Source organism: Immundisolibacter sp. (genome assembly GCF_014359565.1).
In the GTDB taxonomy this organism is placed as follows: domain Bacteria; phylum Pseudomonadota; class Gammaproteobacteria; order Immundisolibacterales; family Immundisolibacteraceae; genus Immundisolibacter.
Map to the genome: position 1 here is coordinate 1 of NZ_JACIZD010000005.1, position 15,698 is coordinate 15,698.

Annotated in this window: 17 protein-coding genes and 2 pseudogenes; 5 read left to right on the forward strand and 14 right to left on the reverse strand. The window is 68.6% G+C overall.

Annotated elements, in window-relative coordinates; genetic code table 11:
• Positions 1-92: 92 nt before the first annotated feature.
• Positions 93-254 carry a Wzz/FepE/Etk N-terminal domain-containing protein gene (locus H5U26_RS14910; RefSeq protein ID WP_366055921.1) on the reverse strand — a complete coding sequence of 54 codons (162 nt, stop codon included), beginning with the start codon at positions 252-254 and terminating at the stop codon, positions 93-95.
• A gap of 125 nt (positions 255-379) precedes the next feature.
• Between H5U26_RS14910 and H5U26_RS08480 the strand changes: the two are divergent.
• Positions 380-908: pseudogene (locus H5U26_RS08480) on the forward strand (transposase).
• Between the two features lie 104 nt (positions 909-1,012).
• Here H5U26_RS08480 and H5U26_RS08485 read toward each other — a convergent pair.
• From H5U26_RS08485 to asd, 6 genes and pseudogenes are all read right to left on the reverse strand, one after another.
• Positions 1,013-1,861 carry a Wzz/FepE/Etk N-terminal domain-containing protein gene (locus H5U26_RS08485; protein WP_290618625.1) on the reverse strand — a complete coding sequence of 283 codons (849 nt, stop codon included), beginning with the start codon at positions 1,859-1,861 and terminating at the stop codon, positions 1,013-1,015.
• 297 nt (positions 1,862-2,158) lie between these two features.
• A pseudogene (locus H5U26_RS08490) lies at positions 2,159-2,530 on the reverse strand (IS30 family transposase); the annotation flags it as partial.
• A 19-nt stretch (positions 2,531-2,549) separates the two neighbouring features.
• A complete protein-coding gene (locus H5U26_RS08495; RefSeq protein ID WP_290618627.1) occupies positions 2,550-3,635 on the reverse strand; it encodes an aldo/keto reductase in 1,086 nt (361 codons plus the stop codon).
• Positions 3,636-3,646: 11 nt separating this feature from the next.
• On the reverse strand, positions 3,647-4,150 hold the full coding sequence (locus H5U26_RS08500) for a MarR family transcriptional regulator (protein ID WP_290618629.1): 504 nt from the start codon (positions 4,148-4,150) through the stop codon (positions 3,647-3,649).
• Positions 4,147-4,572, reverse strand: a complete 426-nt coding sequence (locus tag H5U26_RS08505) for an organic hydroperoxide resistance protein (RefSeq protein WP_290618631.1) — start codon at positions 4,570-4,572, stop codon at positions 4,147-4,149. The genes H5U26_RS08500 and H5U26_RS08505 overlap by 4 nt, the downstream gene beginning before the upstream one ends.
• Before the next feature lie 124 nt (positions 4,573-4,696).
• Positions 4,697-5,587 carry an archaetidylserine decarboxylase gene (gene asd / locus H5U26_RS08510; RefSeq protein WP_290618633.1) on the reverse strand — a complete coding sequence of 297 codons (891 nt, stop codon included), beginning with the start codon at positions 5,585-5,587 and terminating at the stop codon, positions 4,697-4,699.
• Positions 5,588-5,715: 128 nt separating this feature from the next.
• On the opposite strand from asd, the gene hemC reads away from it, so the two are divergent.
• The 4 genes from hemC to mnmA are packed head-to-tail and all read left to right on the forward strand — an operon-like array spanning position 5,716 to position 9,006.
• Positions 5,716-6,633: a hydroxymethylbilane synthase gene (gene hemC, locus H5U26_RS08515; RefSeq protein WP_290618635.1), complete on the forward strand. Its 918-nt coding sequence runs from the start codon at positions 5,716-5,718 to the stop codon at positions 6,631-6,633.
• Positions 6,626-7,402, forward strand: coding sequence for a uroporphyrinogen-III synthase (locus H5U26_RS08520; RefSeq protein WP_290618637.1), 777 nt, complete (start codon positions 6,626-6,628; stop codon positions 7,400-7,402). Before hemC ends, H5U26_RS08520 begins: the two co-directional genes overlap by 8 nt.
• A gap of 9 nt (positions 7,403-7,411) precedes the next feature.
• On the forward strand, positions 7,412-7,855 hold the full coding sequence (locus tag H5U26_RS08525; protein ID WP_290618639.1) for an NUDIX hydrolase: 444 nt from the start codon (positions 7,412-7,414) through the stop codon (positions 7,853-7,855).
• Entirely contained in the window at positions 7,855-9,006 is a 1,152-nt protein-coding gene (gene mnmA, locus H5U26_RS08530) for a tRNA 2-thiouridine(34) synthase MnmA (RefSeq protein ID WP_290618641.1), read from the forward strand. The genes H5U26_RS08525 and mnmA overlap by 1 nt, the downstream gene beginning before the upstream one ends.
• Before the next feature lie 152 nt (positions 9,007-9,158).
• On the opposite strand, the gene H5U26_RS08535 is transcribed toward mnmA, so the two are convergent.
• From H5U26_RS08535 to H5U26_RS08565, 7 genes are all read right to left on the reverse strand, one after another.
• Complete coding sequence (locus tag H5U26_RS08535; protein WP_290618643.1) at positions 9,159-9,506, reverse strand: hypothetical protein; 348 nt, start codon at positions 9,504-9,506, stop codon at positions 9,159-9,161.
• Between the two features lie 31 nt (positions 9,507-9,537).
• Positions 9,538-10,761, reverse strand: a complete 1,224-nt coding sequence (locus H5U26_RS08540; RefSeq protein WP_290618645.1) for an aromatic ring-hydroxylating dioxygenase subunit alpha — start codon at positions 10,759-10,761, stop codon at positions 9,538-9,540.
• A gap of 160 nt (positions 10,762-10,921) precedes the next feature.
• Entirely contained in the window at positions 10,922-11,674 is a 753-nt protein-coding gene (locus tag H5U26_RS08545; RefSeq protein WP_290618647.1) for an SDR family NAD(P)-dependent oxidoreductase, read from the reverse strand.
• Between the two features lie 147 nt (positions 11,675-11,821).
• Positions 11,822-12,511 carry an ABC transporter ATP-binding protein gene (locus H5U26_RS08550; protein ID WP_290618649.1) on the reverse strand — a complete coding sequence of 230 codons (690 nt, stop codon included), beginning with the start codon at positions 12,509-12,511 and terminating at the stop codon, positions 11,822-11,824.
• Entirely contained in the window at positions 12,504-13,748 is a 1,245-nt protein-coding gene (locus H5U26_RS08555; protein ID WP_290618651.1) for a lipoprotein-releasing ABC transporter permease subunit, read from the reverse strand. Before H5U26_RS08555 ends, H5U26_RS08550 begins: the two co-directional genes overlap by 8 nt.
• 3 nt (positions 13,749-13,751) lie before the next feature.
• Positions 13,752-14,324 (reverse strand): DUF2946 family protein, encoded by a 573-nt coding sequence (locus H5U26_RS08560; RefSeq protein WP_290618652.1) that lies wholly within the window; start codon positions 14,322-14,324, stop codon positions 13,752-13,754.
• On the reverse strand, positions 14,321-15,676 hold the full coding sequence (locus tag H5U26_RS08565; protein ID WP_290618654.1) for an MBL fold metallo-hydrolase: 1,356 nt from the start codon (positions 15,674-15,676) through the stop codon (positions 14,321-14,323). Before H5U26_RS08565 ends, H5U26_RS08560 begins: the two co-directional genes overlap by 4 nt.
• Positions 15,677-15,698: the final 22 nt, after the last annotated feature.

Here is a 15,698-nt window from a genome sequence, read left to right on the forward strand (position 1 = left end):
TACTCGAGATCGGAAAAGCTCGTTTGCATGACGTCTGCTCACCCCCGCTGCGGACCAGGCCGCATTGTCTCAGGACCAAGGTCTCATGCCACCTAGACGTGGGAATAAATCAGCGTTTCCCTAGCACCGAGTAGAGCACCAAAGATTGCAATGCTTGCGATCAGCACTTTCTGCTGCCAGAGCACCGTGACCAACTGGCGGAGATCGATTTCGTCGCCGGCGTAGCCTTGGGCGCTTGACGATAAAGTATGCATACTGGGAAGGTGTGAATTTTTAGGCAAATGCTTTGGAAGCGCTGATGTATTCCCACCCGTTGGTGGCGTGAGACCTTGGCCCTGAGACAATGCGGTCTGGTCCGCAGCGGGGGTGAGCAGACGTCATGCAAACGAGCTTTTCCGACCTCGAGTACGCCGGAAAGAAGGAGCGGACGCGCCGCGAGCGCTTTCTGGCGCCGTTCTACCCGACCGGCAAGGGCCCCGGCCGACCGCTGCTCGGGCTCTCGCGCATGCTGCGCATGTACGTGGCGCAGCAATACTTCGGACCGTCGGACGAGGGCGTCGAGGAACGCTGTGTACGAAAGCCACGCCATTCGCCGCTGCGTCGACCGGCGACCGGAAACCCCGCGCCAGCCGGTCACCTGGCACGTGGCGCTGCGCCCTGGCATGCGCCGGGCCCTGCCTGACGATGCCCTCGGCCGGCTGCAACAGCGCATCGAGCGCGTCAAGGCGAGCTTGCGGGCGAAGGTCGAGCATCCGTTTTTCGTCATCAAAAACCTGTTCAAGCACCTCAAGGCGCGCTATCGGGGGCTGGCCAAAAACCAGGCGCAGTTGTTCACGCTGTTCGGCCTGGCCAATCGGGTGCTGGCCGGCTGGCGTTTGCGGGCGCGTGACGCCCTGCGCGTGTCCTGAGGACCGGTTCAGGTGCCCAACATCGACCCAATACCCCCAAAACGGCCACCCGCGATCGGCCTGACCCTCATATTTGTTTATTGCCGTAACCGCCTTTCCTTAGGTTATGCCTTCGGCGATGGGGGACCGGTCAGCGTTTCCTTAGACACGAACTCGGCGACCAGGGCGAGCATCACGCCGCCCATCATCCCTAGCACGGCAGTGAGTGCAAGAACCAGTGCCTTCCTCGGCTTGGAAGGCTTGGCCGGCGCGGCGATTTCGCCAATCAGTTCGGTGGGGCGGGTCGCTGGCGGCATCATCTGCTGCGACAGCGATAGCCGCTCGGTTGCTTGCTGATTGAGGGAATCGATGACCGAGCTGCGTTCGAGCATCAGCAGGGACGCCTGGACGTTGTCGTGCTCCTCTAGCTTTTCGGCGAGTTGGGTGAGGTCAGCGTACTGCTGCTTTAGTTCGACGCGCTGCTGGTCGAGGCTCTTGAGGCGCTCGGCGATGGGCTTGAGGTTGTTCTCGAACATCGCCGCGTGGGCTTTCTGTACCCCCCTGACCACGTCGCCCAGCAGGCGCACCGCGTCTTCGGCGGTATCGCCCTCGGCGGTGAGCTGGACGGTGGTCGTCACGCCTTTTTGCACGCTCGCTGCAGCAATAAAGGGCCGCTCGCGTTTGACGCCCGTGGCGACGTCCTCGCCATACTCGGCAAGGATGCGGGATGAGAGTTCCTCCGCGCTTTCGAGTATCACCGGTGGTGCAGCCTCCTCACCCTTGACTTGGCCGACCCTCAACTTGACGCTGGCCTCGTAGACCGGCGCTGTGAGGAACGCGAATGCCGCGCCCCCGGCCAGGCAAAGGAGAAAACTGACCATGATCAGCGCTTTTCTTTTGGCCAGAATTCGCCAGAGCTCGAGCAGGCTGATCTCGTCCTCGTAGGGCTGGGCAGGTGGCGGGGTGGTCAGCATGGTGGCGAACTTGTAGGCGGAATTGGAGATTGTCACACCTGCAGAAAAAAATATAAACCGCCCAAAGTAATGGTGGGCAAGATCCCAACACCGCGTCGGTTCTGCTCGCTGTTCCCAGTGCTATGGTAGGCACCGTCGCTCAAGGGCACCCGGCCCGGGCGAGCGCGCCCATGCTGGTTTTGGCCGCTTCAAGGCTCCAAGGACGCCCCTCAGGCAGCGCCGCAGGTGCACTCATTCTACATAACCGCAAACGGCGGGCAGCCAGGCTCATCTGCTTCATGCCGGCGCAGCTTGGATTCAAGAATCAAGTGCAACACGCTTTGAGAAATTGGCGATTTCTTCGGCCATGGCTTCGTCCGGTGTTCTCCAGTCCAAGGTTTTTCGAGGACGGCCGTTCAGAAGCCGGGCGATGTCGTTGAGCGCGGTCTGGCTGACCTCGGACAGGTCCGTGCCCTTGGGCAGGAATTGGCGCAGCAGGCCGTTGGTGTTTTCGTTGCTGCCGCGCTGCCAGGGCGCGTACGGATCGGCAAACCAGATGTCGATCTTCAACCGCTCGGCCAGCTCGACGTGACGGGCCATCTCGCTGCCGCGATCGTAGGTCAGGCTTTGGCGCAAAAATGCCGGCAGCTTCTTCATTTGCCGCGTGAAGCCTTCCAGCGCGGCATCGGCGCCGCAGCTGCGCGTGGCCTCAGGCCTTCATGTGATCCCGATACTGCGCCATCCTTTTCAGCATCCAGCCCGGATACTCCTCCGGCAGGCGGCTTACTTCATCCAGGGCCGCCAGTTCGTCGGCCGACAGGCGCACGCAGGCCGCCAGGATGTTGTCTTTGAGCTGCTCGGGCCGCCTGGCGCCGAGGATGATGCTGGTGACGGCTTTTTGATGCAGCAGCCAGGCCAGGGCGATGGCGGCCACCGAGACCGGCTGGCCGTCGATCTGTTTTCCGGCGGCGATCTCGCGCATCACTTGGATGACCTGGGCGCCGCGCTGGCGGTTGACCGGCGGGAAGTCGAACTTGGCGCGGCGGTTTTCTTCCGAAACGTTCGGGCCTTCGTATTTGCCGGACAGGTAACCGCCGGCCAGCGGGCTCCACACCATCAGTCCGACTTTTTCGGACTCGAGCATGGGGATGATGTCCCGCTCCAGGTCGCGGCCGACCAGGGTGTAGTAGGCCTGCAGGGAGACGATCGGGCACAGGTGCCGCGCCTGGGTGATGCCGATGGCTTTCATCACTTGCCAGGCCGCCCAGTTGGACAGGCCGACGTAGCGCACGTGGCCGTGCTGCACCAGGATGTTCAAGGCTTCGAGCGTTTCTTCGATCGGCGTGGCCGGGTCGAAGCCGTGGATTTGGTACAGGTCGATGTAGTCGGTTTGCAGGCGCTGCAGGCTGGCCTGGCATTGGCTCATGATGTGGCCGCGCGAGGCGCCGCGGGCGTTGGGGCCCTCGCCCATCGGCCCCAGGACTTTGGTGGCCAGCACGATATCCTCGCGGCGAACGCCGAGATTCTTCAGCGACTGGCCGACGATGCGCTCGCTGTCGCCGTAACTATAGACGTTGGCGGTGTCGATGAAGTTGATGCCGGCCTCGAGGGCGATCTTGATCAGCTCGTCGGCCTGCTCTTGCTGCAGGTTGCCGATCAGGCGCCAAAGATCCTTGCCGCCGCCGAAGGTCATGGCGCCCAGGCACAGTTCGGAGACGAACAGGCCGGAGTTGCCGAGCGTGCGGTAGCGCAGGCCTTGGTCGGCGTCGAAACGCGGTAGCGGGTGCGTGCTCATGGGATACCTCGTCATTCAGTGGGTTGATGGGGAAAAACGCGTCGCGCGGCTTGCTGATCGACGAGCGCTTGCAGGCGCTCGACCAGCGAGGTGGTCTCGCCGTGCAGCAGCACCGCGGTGGCGGCATCCAAACCGATCTGCGCGGCCAGCGTTTCCGGAATCCGCTGCGCCTGCTCACGCAGGGCGCTGGCGCGCGCGGTCAGGGCGACGATCACCCGCCGCTCGTCGGCGCTGTCCCGGCTGCGGGTCACCAGGCCGCCGCGCTCCATGCGCTTGAGCAGCGGGGTGATGGTGCCGGCGTCCAGGTACAGGCAATCGCGCAATTCGCCGACGGTGCTGCTGCCGCGCTGCCACAGCACCAGCAGCACCAGGTACTGCGAGTAGGTCAGCCCGAGCGGCAACAGCAGCGGCCGATACAGGCGCTGCATCAGGTTGGTGGCCGCGTACAGGGGAAAGCAGACCTGGCGGTCCAGGCGCAGCCAGCGGGCGTCGTGCGGGCGCTCGGCGTCGCTCATCGCGTCTTGACGTTAAGCGCGACGTCGATGTTGCCGCGCGTTGCGTTCGAATACGGGCAGACCTGGTGCGCCTGCGCCACCAGCGCCTCGGCGGTGGCCTGATCGACGCCGGCCAGCGTGACTTCCAGCGCCACGGTCAGCGCGAAGCCGCCGCCGGCGTTGGCCTGCAGGCCGACCGTGGCCGCGACCTCGACGTCCTCGTCCTTGATCTTGTGGGCCTGATTGCGGCTGACGTGGATCACCGCGTTGCCGAAACAGGCGGCGTAACCGGCCGCGAACAGCTGCTCGGGATTGGTGGCGCCGCCCTGGCCGCCCAGGCTGGGCGGCATGGCGAGCTTCAGGTCGAGCAGGCCGTCGCTGCTCCTGGCCGTGCCGTTGCGACCGCCGATGGCGTGGACTGTGGTCGAGTACAAAGCGCTCATGCCGCACCTCCAAAAATCGTGGTAGCCGATTATATGGCTAGCCAGGCGTCAGGTGCATGACGCGTCACGTCTGAGTCAGCCGGCCGCCGGCCCGAGCCAGACGCCCGGCCACGGCCGCCGCGGCTTACTGGCCCGCCTCGGCCGGCGGCCAGGCGCCCAGCGCCTGGCCGCAGCGCAGCGCGCTGCCCTCGCGCACGGCGCCGTCCCAGGCAAACGGGCCCGGCGGCAGCAGCAGGATCACCGTCGAGCCCATGGCGAAATGGCCGAGTTCCGCGCCGCGCGCCAGCTGCACGCTGCCGGCGCCGCTGGCCGGGTAGGTCTTGCGCCACAGGCCGCGGCGCGCACCGTGGGGGTTGATCTCGCCGGCCCACACGGTGCTGATGCTCGACACCAGCAGCGCGCCGACCAGCACCACCACCAGCGGCCCGCAGGCGGTATCGAACACGCACACCAGGCGCTCGTTGCGGGCAAACAGGCGGTCGATCCGGCGGACGGTCGCGCCCTGCACCGAAAAAAGCCGCCCCGGCACGTGCGTCATGCTGCGCAGCGTGCCGGCCAGCGGCATGTGCACGCGGTGGTAGTCGCCGGGGGCCAGGTACACGGTGCAGAACGCGCCGCCCGTGAATTCATCGGCCAGCGCAAAGTCGCCGCCGAGCAGCTCCGGCACCGTGTAGCTGCGGCCCTTGGCCTGCAGCAGCCGGTCGCCGGCGATGGCGCCGTGCGCGCTCAGCACGCCGTCGGCCGGGCTGACCAGGGTGCGCTCGTCGCCGGCCAGCGGCCGGGCGCCAGGGCGCAGCGCGCGGGTGAAGAAGCTCGCGAAATCCGGATAGGCGCGCGGGTCCGGCTGCGCGGCGTCGGCCAGGTCGATGTGGTAGGCGCGGATCAGGCCGTCGATCAGCAACTGCTTGAGCCACGGCTGGCGCGCCCGCGCCAGGTGGTAGACCAGGCGCGAGACGGCGTGATGCGGCAGCAGCCACGACGGCAGGCAGGCGAGCTGATCGGAAAGCCAGGACATGACGGGCACCGTGGCGAAGGGTGAGGCATTGTGCGGCGCTGCCCGCGGCGGCGCCAGCCGGCCGGCGGCGACTTGCTAGACTGCCGGGCCGCCCGCCCGCTGATCGAAACCATCCGTCGACCCACGCCATGACCGTCCTGCGCATCGCCACCCGCAAGAGCCCGCTCGCCCTGTGGCAGGCCCACCACGTCGCCGAGCTGCTGCGCCGCTACCATCCGGGCCTGCGCATCGAGCTGGTGGAGATGCTCACCGAGGGCGACCGCATCCTGGACCGGGCGCTCAGCGCCGAAGGCGGCAAAGGGCTGTTCATCAAGGAACTGGAGCAGGGCCTGGCCGACGGCCGCGCGGACCTGGCGGTGCATTCGATGAAGGACGTGCCGGCCGAGCTGCCGCCCGGCTTTGCGCTGCCGGTGTTCTGCGCCGCCGCCGATGCGCGCGATGCGCTGGTGGCGCCGCGGGCCGGCGGCCTGGATGAGCTGCCGCCGGGCGCCCGCGTCGGCACCGCCAGCCTGCGCCGCGGCTGTCAGGTGTTGGCCAGGCGGCCCGACCTGGTGCTGGTGCTGACCCGCGGCAACGTGCAGACGCGCCTTGCCAAGCTGGATCGGGGTGACTGCGACGCCCTGCTGCTGGCCGCCGCGGGTCTGGACCGGCTGGGCCTCGCCGAACGCATCACCGAACGTCTGGATACCGACGTGATGCTGCCGGCAGTGACGCAGGGCGTGCTGGGCCTTGAATGCCGCGAGGGCGACGCCGCCACGCAGGCGCTGATCGCGCCGCTACACGAGCCGGCCACGGCGCTGCGCGTGCAGGCCGAGCGGGCCTTTGCCGGGCGGCTGGGCGGCGGCTGCCACACGCCGCTGGCCGCGCACGCGGTGCTGGACGGCGAGCGGCTGCACCTGACCGGCCTGGTCGGCACGCCGGACGGGCGTCGCATCCTGCGCGAGTCGCTCAGCGGTTCGGCCGACCAGCCGCAGACGCTGGGCCTGGCCTTGGCGCAGGTTCTGCTCGAACGCGGTGCCGGTGAGATTCTGGCCGGCCATGGCTGACACGCATCGGCCGGGCGTGCTGGTCACGCGGCCAGCCGGCCAGGCCCAAGCGCTCGGCGACGGGCTGCGCGCCGCGGGCTTCACGCCGCTTTACTTGCCGACGCTGGCGATCGAGGCTGCCGATCCGGCCCTTGCCGTCGCGGCGCTGCGCGCCGCCCTGCCCTGCGACCTGGCCATCTTCATCAGCGCCAACGCCGTGCAGCACGCCCTGCCGGTCATCGCCGCGGCCGGCGGCCTGCCGGCCGGGTGCACGGTGGCGGCGGTCGGGCCGGCCAGCGCGCGGACGCTCGCCGCTGCCGGTTTTGCCGATGCACTGACACCCAATGCACGCTTCGACAGCGAAGGCCTGCTGACGCTGCCGCAGTTGCACCAGGTGGCCGGCCAGCGGGTGGTGATCTTTCGCGGCGAGGGCGGGCGCACGCTGCTGGCCGACACGCTCGCCGCGCGCGGCGCCGACGTGCGGGCAGTGGTCTGCTACCGACGTGTCGCGGCGGGCGATGCCGCGCAGCTCAAGGACTGGCTGGCACGGGGCACCATCGCCGCGCTGACCGCCACCAGTCGGGCCAGCCTCGACGGCCTGCTGGCGCTGGCCGGACCCGCGGCAGCGCAACTCAAGACCTTGCCGCTGGCCGTGCTCAGCGCGGCGCTCGTCGATTACGCCCAGCACGCCGGCTTTTGCGGGCCGATCATGTCGGCCCGCGAGGCCAGCGACGCCGGTCTGGTGACGGTCGTGCGCGCCCTGCTCGGCTCGCCCACACACCCCCGGTAAAATCCGCCCATGATCTGGACACCCCGCGTCACCGTCGCCGCCATTGTCGAGCGCGATGGCCGTTTCCTGCTGGTCGAGGAACTCGCCGAGGGCCGGCTGGTGCTCAACCAGCCGGCCGGCCACCTGGAACACGGCGAGAGCCTGATCGACGCCTGCCGCCGCGAGACGCTGGAGGAAACCGGCTGGAAGGTCGAGCCCGAATCGGTGGTCGGCCTGTATCGGCGCGTCGAGCCGACCAGCGGCATCACGACGCTGCGCGTCTGTTTCAGCGCCCGGCCCGTGGAGCACTACCCTGACCAGCCGCTCGACACCGGCATCGAACGCGCCGTGTGGCTGGATCGCGAGGCGCTTGCCGCCTGCGCGGACCGGCACCGCACGGAGCTGGTGCTGCGCTGCCTGGACGACTACCTGGCCGGCGCCCGCCACCCGCTGGCGCTGCTCGCGCACGCCTGATGGACGCCCCCTTCGGCCTGCCGCTGCCACCGCCGGCGCGGGTGGTGGTCGGCCTGTCCGGCGGCGTGGATTCGGCCGTCACGGCGCTGCTGCTCAAGCGCGCCGGCTACGAGGTGCTTGGCCTTTTCATGAAGAACTGGGAAGACGACGACCGCTTCGGCGACTGCCCGGCCGAGGCCGACATCGCCGACGTGCAGGCCATCGGCCAGGCGCTCGACATCCCGGTGCAGGTGGTGAACTTTGCCGCCGAATACCGCGAGCAGGTGTTTGCGCATTTCCTGGCCGAGTACCGGCGCGGGCGCACGCCGAATCCGGACATCCTGTGCAACCGCCAGATCAAGTTCGGCGTGTTCCAGCAGCATGCGCTGGCGCTCGGGGCGCAGGCCATCGCCACCGGCCATTACGCCGCGCTCCGGCGCGATGGCAAGCAGGTACATCTGCTGTGCCCGGCTGACCGCGACAAGGACCAGACCTATTTTCTGCACAGCCTGACGCAGGCGCAGCTGGCGCCGGCCGGCATGCCGCTGGCCGGCTTTGCCAAGCGCGCGGTGCGCGCCCTGGCCGCGCAAGAGCGCCTGCCGGTGGCGGACAAGAAGGACTCGACCGGCATCTGCTTCATCGGCGAGCGGCCGTTTCGCGAGTTCCTGAGCCGCTACCTGGTAGCCGAGCCAGGCGACATGCTGGACCCGGAGGGCCACATCGTCGGCCGGCACATCGGCCTGCCCTACTACACGCTCGGCCAGCGCCAGGGCCTGGGCATCGGCGGCGGGCACGGCACGGGCAACGCGCCGTGGTACGTGGCCGGCAAGGACGCCGCGCGCAACACGCTGCACGTGGTGCAGGGGCACGATCATCCGCTGCTGCTCAGCGACAGCCTGCTGTCCGAGGCGGCCACCTGGATCGCCGGCCGCCCGCCGGCCAGCCGCTTTTCCTGCACGGCCAAGACGCGCTACCGGCAAACGGCCGAGGCCTGCAAGGTGGAGGTATTGGACGACGGCCGCTGCGTGGTGCGCTTCGCCCGTCCGCAGCGGGCGGTGACGCCGGGCCAGTCGGTGGTGTTTTATGTCGGTGACGAGTGCCTGGGCGGGGCGGTGATCGACACCACCGTGCCCGTCACCGGCCGTTCAGCGCCGCAGCCGATGCTGGCCTGAACACGCGGCCAGAAGGCGCGCGGCCCTTGCAGGGGCACCCTGCGGCACATCGCTGCGGTGTGTGGGAGGCCCGCCCCGGGCCGAAAACCGGGGCGGGGGATTCGCGGCGGGGGCGCCGCTCCCACAAGGGCACCGCTCCCGCGCGCCCCTGGTCACCAGCCACCGCTGCGGCCCAGGTCCTCGTGGATGATGAAGCGCTCGGGCGGGAAGGTCTTGGTGACGATGGGCGAGTTGAAGCGCTCCACCGGCGCCGAGGCCTCCACGAAGGCGAACGCCAGGTTCAGCAGGTTTTCCTCGGCCGCCGGCAGGGCGCCCAGCGGGAAGCCGTTCAGGTGCTGGATGATGGCATCGAAGCGCGGCATGACGGCGTCGTAAAAGGCACGAATGCGCTGCATGTCGGCACTGATGCGGGCGCGGTTGCGCGCCGCCTCGGTGTCGTGCAGCCAGTACTCGCACAGCGGTTCGAGGTCCGCGAAGGCGTTGGGTAGACGTGCGCTCATGGGATGTGTCTCCTGGTGTTGAACCGCCCGCTCAGGGCCGGCGGCCGTTGACCCACTCGTCGGCCACCCAGTACTGGTGGCGCATGGCGATCTCGGTGTCGCCGATGGTCTGCTCGGTGATCACGCCCGAATCGAAGGCCTTTTGCGAGTACTCCATGGTGCTCATGTCCTCGTACACCGTGTCGCGCAGCACGATGCGCGTGAACTCCTGCGCCAGCCGGTCGCCGGCGGTGTCGGCCTGCACTTGGTAGATGTTCATGTTCCAGATGGTGTCGTTCTCGGACACCGGCCAGAAGTTGTAGGTGAAGTACCAGCCGCGGCCCAGATCGCAGAAGAAGTTCGGGAAGAACACGTTGATGTCGAACCACCACGACTCGTCACCCGACGGATTCAGGCCGCGCGAGTCCCCTTCGTCGGCCTTCACGAAGCCGAAACTGCCGTGCTTGTAGGCGATCGCCTCGGCCGGCGTGGGCTGGATGTCGGTCTTGAGCCAGCACGACACCGAGCGGTGCGGGCCGTAGAAGCGCACCGAGGTCGGCAGCGCCAGCTCAAGATCACCGGCGCCCGGAATGGCGTGCCGGTGCAGGTAGGTGGCGTGGTAGGCCTCCTGGAAGGCATCGATGCACAGCTTCCAGTTGGCCTTCACGCGCGCCGTGTAGTGGGCGATGTGCTGGCACTGGTCGAACGGAAAGCCGTCCATGTCCTTGGCCAGTTGCCCCATGAACTCGGCCAGCGACTGCTTCGGCTGCGGATTCCAGTGCACGAAGATGAAGCCGTTCCAGGTGTCGCAGGCCAGCGCCTTCAGACCCAGCTTGTCCTTGTCCAGGCCGGGGAAGGACTCGATCGCCGGCACCGCCTGCAGGCTGCCGTCCAGACCAAAGCCCCAGCCGTGGAACTCGCAGGTGAAGCCGCGCATGTTGCCGCAGGCTTCGGTCGCCAGCGCCATGCCGCGGTGCGTGCACATGTTGTGGAAGGCGCGCACCGCGCCGTCCTTGCCGCGCACCACCACGATGTTGCTCTTGAACACGTGCAGCTCGCGCGTGAAGTAGTCGCCCGGATTGGGGATTTCCTCCACCCGGCCGACCTGCAGCCAGGCCTGCTTGAAGATCTGCTCGCGCTCGCGCTCGAAATACGCGGCCGAGGTGACCGACTCGGCCGGGATCGGCCCGCTGCCCATGTCCGGCACCGGCGTGCCGAATTTCATCGCGTGACGCGGGCTGAACGGAAACGTGACCGGCGACTGCGGGGCGTTCATGGCGACTCCTCCTGAGTGGGGCCACGCACGCGGCCCGGAACTTTGTGCAACCGAACGGTCGGTTGCCGGGAGTCATTAGAAAGGCTGGTCGCCGCGCCGACTTGATGGCCGTCAAGACCACAGGCGGGCCCGCGAGCCCGCCTGCGGCGCCGACCTGCGACTACTTCGAGCGCATGCCCCCGTCCACGCGCAGCACCGTGCCGGTGATGTAACGCGCCTCGTCGGAAGCCAGGAACACCACCGCGGCGGCGATTTCGTCGGGCTCGGCCCAGCGCCCCAGCGGCGTGCCCTGGGTGATGAAGCCGGCCACTGCCGGGTCGGCGATCAGGTGTTCCGTCATGCCGGTCTTCACGCCGCCGGGCGCCACGCCGTTCACGCGCACGCCGTGGGCGGCGGCTTCGACGCCGATCTGGTTGATCAGACCAATCGTGGCGTACTTGGAGGCCGTGTATGCCGCCCCGCCGCCGCCAGCGCCCAGCCCGGCAACCGAGGCCGTCATGACGATGTTGCCGCCGGTTTTCTTCAGTTCCTTGAAGGCCGCCTGGCAGGTGAAGAAATAGCCTTTCACATTGACGCCGATGACGCGGTCGAACAGCGCCTCGTCGATGTCCGTGAAAGGCAAAAAGCCGTCGAACACGCCGGCGTTGGCGAACACCACGTCCAGCTTGCCATGCGCCGCCACGGCTGCCGCGACCAGTGCCTCGACGCTGGCTTTGTTCGTCGCATCGACTGCCGTGAAAGCCGCCTTGCGGCCGTTGGCGCGGATATCCGCCGCCACAGCCTCGCCGGCCTTGGCGTTGATGTCACCGATCATCACCGCCGCGCCCTGGGCGGCAAAGGCCCGCGCCGTCGCCGCGCCAATCCCTGAACCGCCGCCGGTGACGATCACCGACTTGCCGTCGAAGCGTGCCATTTTTGTATCTCCTCCGAGCCGTGGCGAACCTGCCACGGGGCCAACGATAACCGGACTGCGCGGCACGCCGACAGCCGTCTTTCGGTTAGCGCCCAGGACCGCGTCGCCCCCCGGAATCTCCAAGCGGGAGCAGCGTCCCCGGTCACATCAATCGCTGTCCGCGAGGCGTCCATCGGCCAGCATCAGCCGCCGGTCGAGCAGCTGCGCCAGTTGCGGGTTGTGGGTGACCACCACCAGGCCGCCGCCGCGTTCGCTGCACACCTCGACCAGCTGCCGAAACACCTGCTCGGCGGTGTGCGGGTCCAGGTTGCCGGTCGGTTCGTCGGCCAGGATGCAGCGCGGGCGCGTGACCAGCGCGCGGCCGATGGCGACCCGCTGGCGCTCGCCGCCGGACAGCTGTCCCGGCTTGTGGTGGCCACGCGCGGCAAGACCGAGCCGCTCGAGCATGGCGTCGGCCGCCGCGCCGGCCTGCGCCGGCGCCTGGCCGCCGATCAGCAGCGGCATGGCGATGTTCTCGCGCGCGGTGAATTCGTCGAGCAGGTGGTGGAACTGGTAGATGAAGCCCAGCGACTGGTTGCGCATACGGGAGCGTTCACGCTCACCCAGGCCGGTCAGGCTGCGCCCGTCCACCCACACTTCGCCCCGACTGGCGGCATCCAGGCCGCCCAGCAGGTGCAGCAGCGTGCTCTTGCCGGCGCCGGAGGCGCCCATGACGGCCACGCTCTCGCCGGCCCGGACCGTCAGATCCACGTCGTGCAGCACGGTCAGGGCGCCACCGGCGTCGAGGTAAGTCTTGCCAAGGCCGCGGGCCTCCAGGACCGGCACTTGGTCATTCATAGCGCAGCGCCTCGGCCGGGTCGGTACGGGATGCCCGCCACGCCGGGTACAGCGTGGCCAGCAGCGACAGCAGCAGCGCCAGCGCCGTGATGCGCGTCACGTCGCCCGCCTGCAGGCGCGATGGCAGGCTGGAGATGTAATACACATCGGTCGGCCAGAGGCTGACGTGCAGCGCCCGCTCGAGCCACGGCACCAGGGTTTCGATATTCAGCGCCAGCGCCACCCCGCCGAGCAGGCCCAGCAGCGTGCCGACCACGCCGATGACCGCGCCCTGCACGATGAACACGCCCATCACGCTGCCCGGCGTGGCGCCCATGGTGCGCAGGATGGCGATGTCGGCCCGCTTGTCAGCCACCATCATGACCAGGGTGGAGATGATGTTGAAGGCCGCCACGCCCACGATCAGCGACAGGATGATGAACATCACGGTCTTTTCGGTGCGCACGGCGCGAAAGAAATTGACGTGCTGGCGCGTCCAGTCGCCGACCGCCAGGTACGGCAGGCGCTGACTGAGCCGCTGCGCCACGGCCGGCGCCTGCATCAGGTCAGCCAGGCGCAGGCGTACGCCGCTGACGGCATCGCCCAGGCGCACCAGGCGCTGGGCGTCCTGCATGGCCACCAGCGCCAGCGCGCTGTCGTATTCGTACATGCCGGCCGAAAAGGTGCCGAGCACGGTGAAGCGCTTCATGCGCGGCAGCACGCCGGCCGGCGTGGCGCTGGCCTCCGGGATCAGCACCGTGACCTTGTCGCCCGCCTTGGCACCCATGGCCAGGGCCAGATCGCGCCCCAGGATGATGCCGAACTCGCCCGGCGTCAGCGCGGACAGGGTGGTGCCGGTGGTGTTCAGCGTCAGTTCCGCCACCGTGGGCTCCTGCGCCGGATCGATGCCGCGCAGCAGCACGCCGCTGGCGTTGCCGGCAAACGAGATCATGGCCTCGGTCTCGACGTAGGGCGCGCTGGCCAGCACCTGCGGCTCGGCCGCCACCTGCCGCTGCACCTGCGGCCAGTCGCGCAGCGCGCCGCCGTCCCCGCTGACCGTGACGTGCGCCACCATGCCCAGGATGCGCGAGCGCAGCTCCTCCTCGAAGCCGTTCATGACCGAGATGACGGTGATCAGCGCCATCACGCCCAGGCCGATGCCGGCCATCGACACCAGGCTGATGAACGAAATGAAGTGATTGCGCCGCTTGGCGCGCGTGTAGCGCAGGCCGATGAAGACTTCGTAGGGTTTGAACATGGTTCAGGGGGAGTCGGTCTGGCCGTATTGCTGGCCGGGGTCGCGCACGAAATCGAAGCGTTCCGGCAGGGCCGCACTCGGGCAGTGCTGCAGCGGCAGGCGCCCTTCGGGCAGGTCCAGGAACAGCACCGGCGCATCCAGGCCGCCGACCATCAGATCGGCCAGCGCCGTCTCGTCGGCGGCGCGCCCGTCGGCGTGACACACCCGGTCGGCGAAGTATTCCAGGCTCGCCTCGTCGACCCGACCGGCGCCAAGCGCAGTCCGCAGCGTGAGCACGCCGGTTTCGTCCAGACAGGCCGCCAGCACCGCGCCGGCCGGCTCGCCGGTATGGGCGACCAGCATCCCGTCTGCCGTGACATGCAGGACGTAGGGCGCATAGTCGAGGCGCACGAACACGACCTGCGCGCCGTTTTGCACGAAGTAGCGGCCCTTCGCGTCGCGTGCGTAATGCCGGTTCAGGTGCGCGCGCAGCGACGGGTGCTCCACCGCCGCATCCCGAATCAGCCATGCGCCGCGCCCGGTCAGGCGCAACCAGCCGGCCAGGGGCTGGCCCGGCGACCACGCCGGTTCATTCACCACAAACGCACCCGCTCGCCCTGGATCGGCACCTGCGCCTGCCAGCCGAAGCGCTCCTGCAGGTGCAGGCGCAGCGCATCGGCCGCCGCCGGCTCGCCGTGGGTGACGAATATCCGCTGCGGCGCTGGTATCTGACCCAGCCAGGCGAGGATGCCCTGCCAGTCGGCATGGGCGGACAGGTTCTGGATGCTCGCCACCTCGGCCGCCACCGGCACGTAGCGGCCGTGGATCTTGATTTCGCGCGCGCCGGCCAGCAGCGCCGCGCCGCGCGTGCCGCCGGCCTGGTAGCCGGCGAACAGGAGGGTGTTGTGCGGATTGCCGGCGCGGGCCTTCAGGTGATGCAGCACGCGCCCGCCGGTGGCCATGCCGCTGGCGGAGATGATGATCATCGGATGCGTGCGACTGTTCAGCGCCATCGACTCTTCACGCTCACGCACGTAGGTCGCCGTCGCGCACACGGCGCGGGCCTGACTGGCGCTCAGCCGATGTTCGCTGGCGAAGCGCTGCAGCAGCTCGCTGGCGTCGATGGCCATCGGGCTGTCCAGGAACACCGGCAGGTCAGCAATCGCCTGCTGTTGTTTCAGTTGGTGGATGTAGAACAGCAGCTCCTGCGTGCGGCCGACGGCAAAGGCCGGAATCAGCACCATGCCGCCGCGCGCGGCGGTGCGATTGATGACATCGGCCAGCGCCTGCGCCGGGTCGGTGTCCGGGTGCAGGCGATCGCCGTAAGTGGATTCGACCACCAGGTAATCGACCGGCGGCGCCGGCTGCGGATCGCACATGACCGGATCGCCGGCGCGCCCCAGGTCGCCGCTGAACAGCAGCCGCTGGCCCTCGGTTTCGATTTCCACACTGGCGGCGCCAAGGATGTGCCCGGCCTGCCGAAACCGCACCCGCACGCCCGCGCACGGCTCGAACCACTGGCCAAAGTCCACGCCTTCCAGCGCCGGCAAGGCATCGATGGCGTCCTGCTTGTCGTACAGCGGCAGCGCCGGGTGGTGCTTGGAGAAACCCTTGCGGTTGGCGTACTCGGCGTCCTGCTCCTGCAGGTGGCCGCTGTCGGGCAGCAGCAGGTGACACAGCGCCGCGGTGCCCGGCGTGCACCAGACCCGTCCGCCGTAGCCGTTTTTGATCAGCAGCGGCAGGTAGCCGCTGTGGTCGATGTGGGCGTGGCTGAGCAGCACCGCGTCCAGCGTGCCCGGCTCGAACGGCAGCGGCGCCCAGTTTTGCAGGCGCAGATGCTTGTAGCCCTGGAACAGGCCGCAGTCGACCAGCAGCCGTCGGCCGGCGACTTCCAGCAGGTATTTCGAGCCGGTGACGGTGCCGGCGGCGCCAAGAAAGGTCAGATTCAAGGTTTCATTCCTGGTGGCAGTT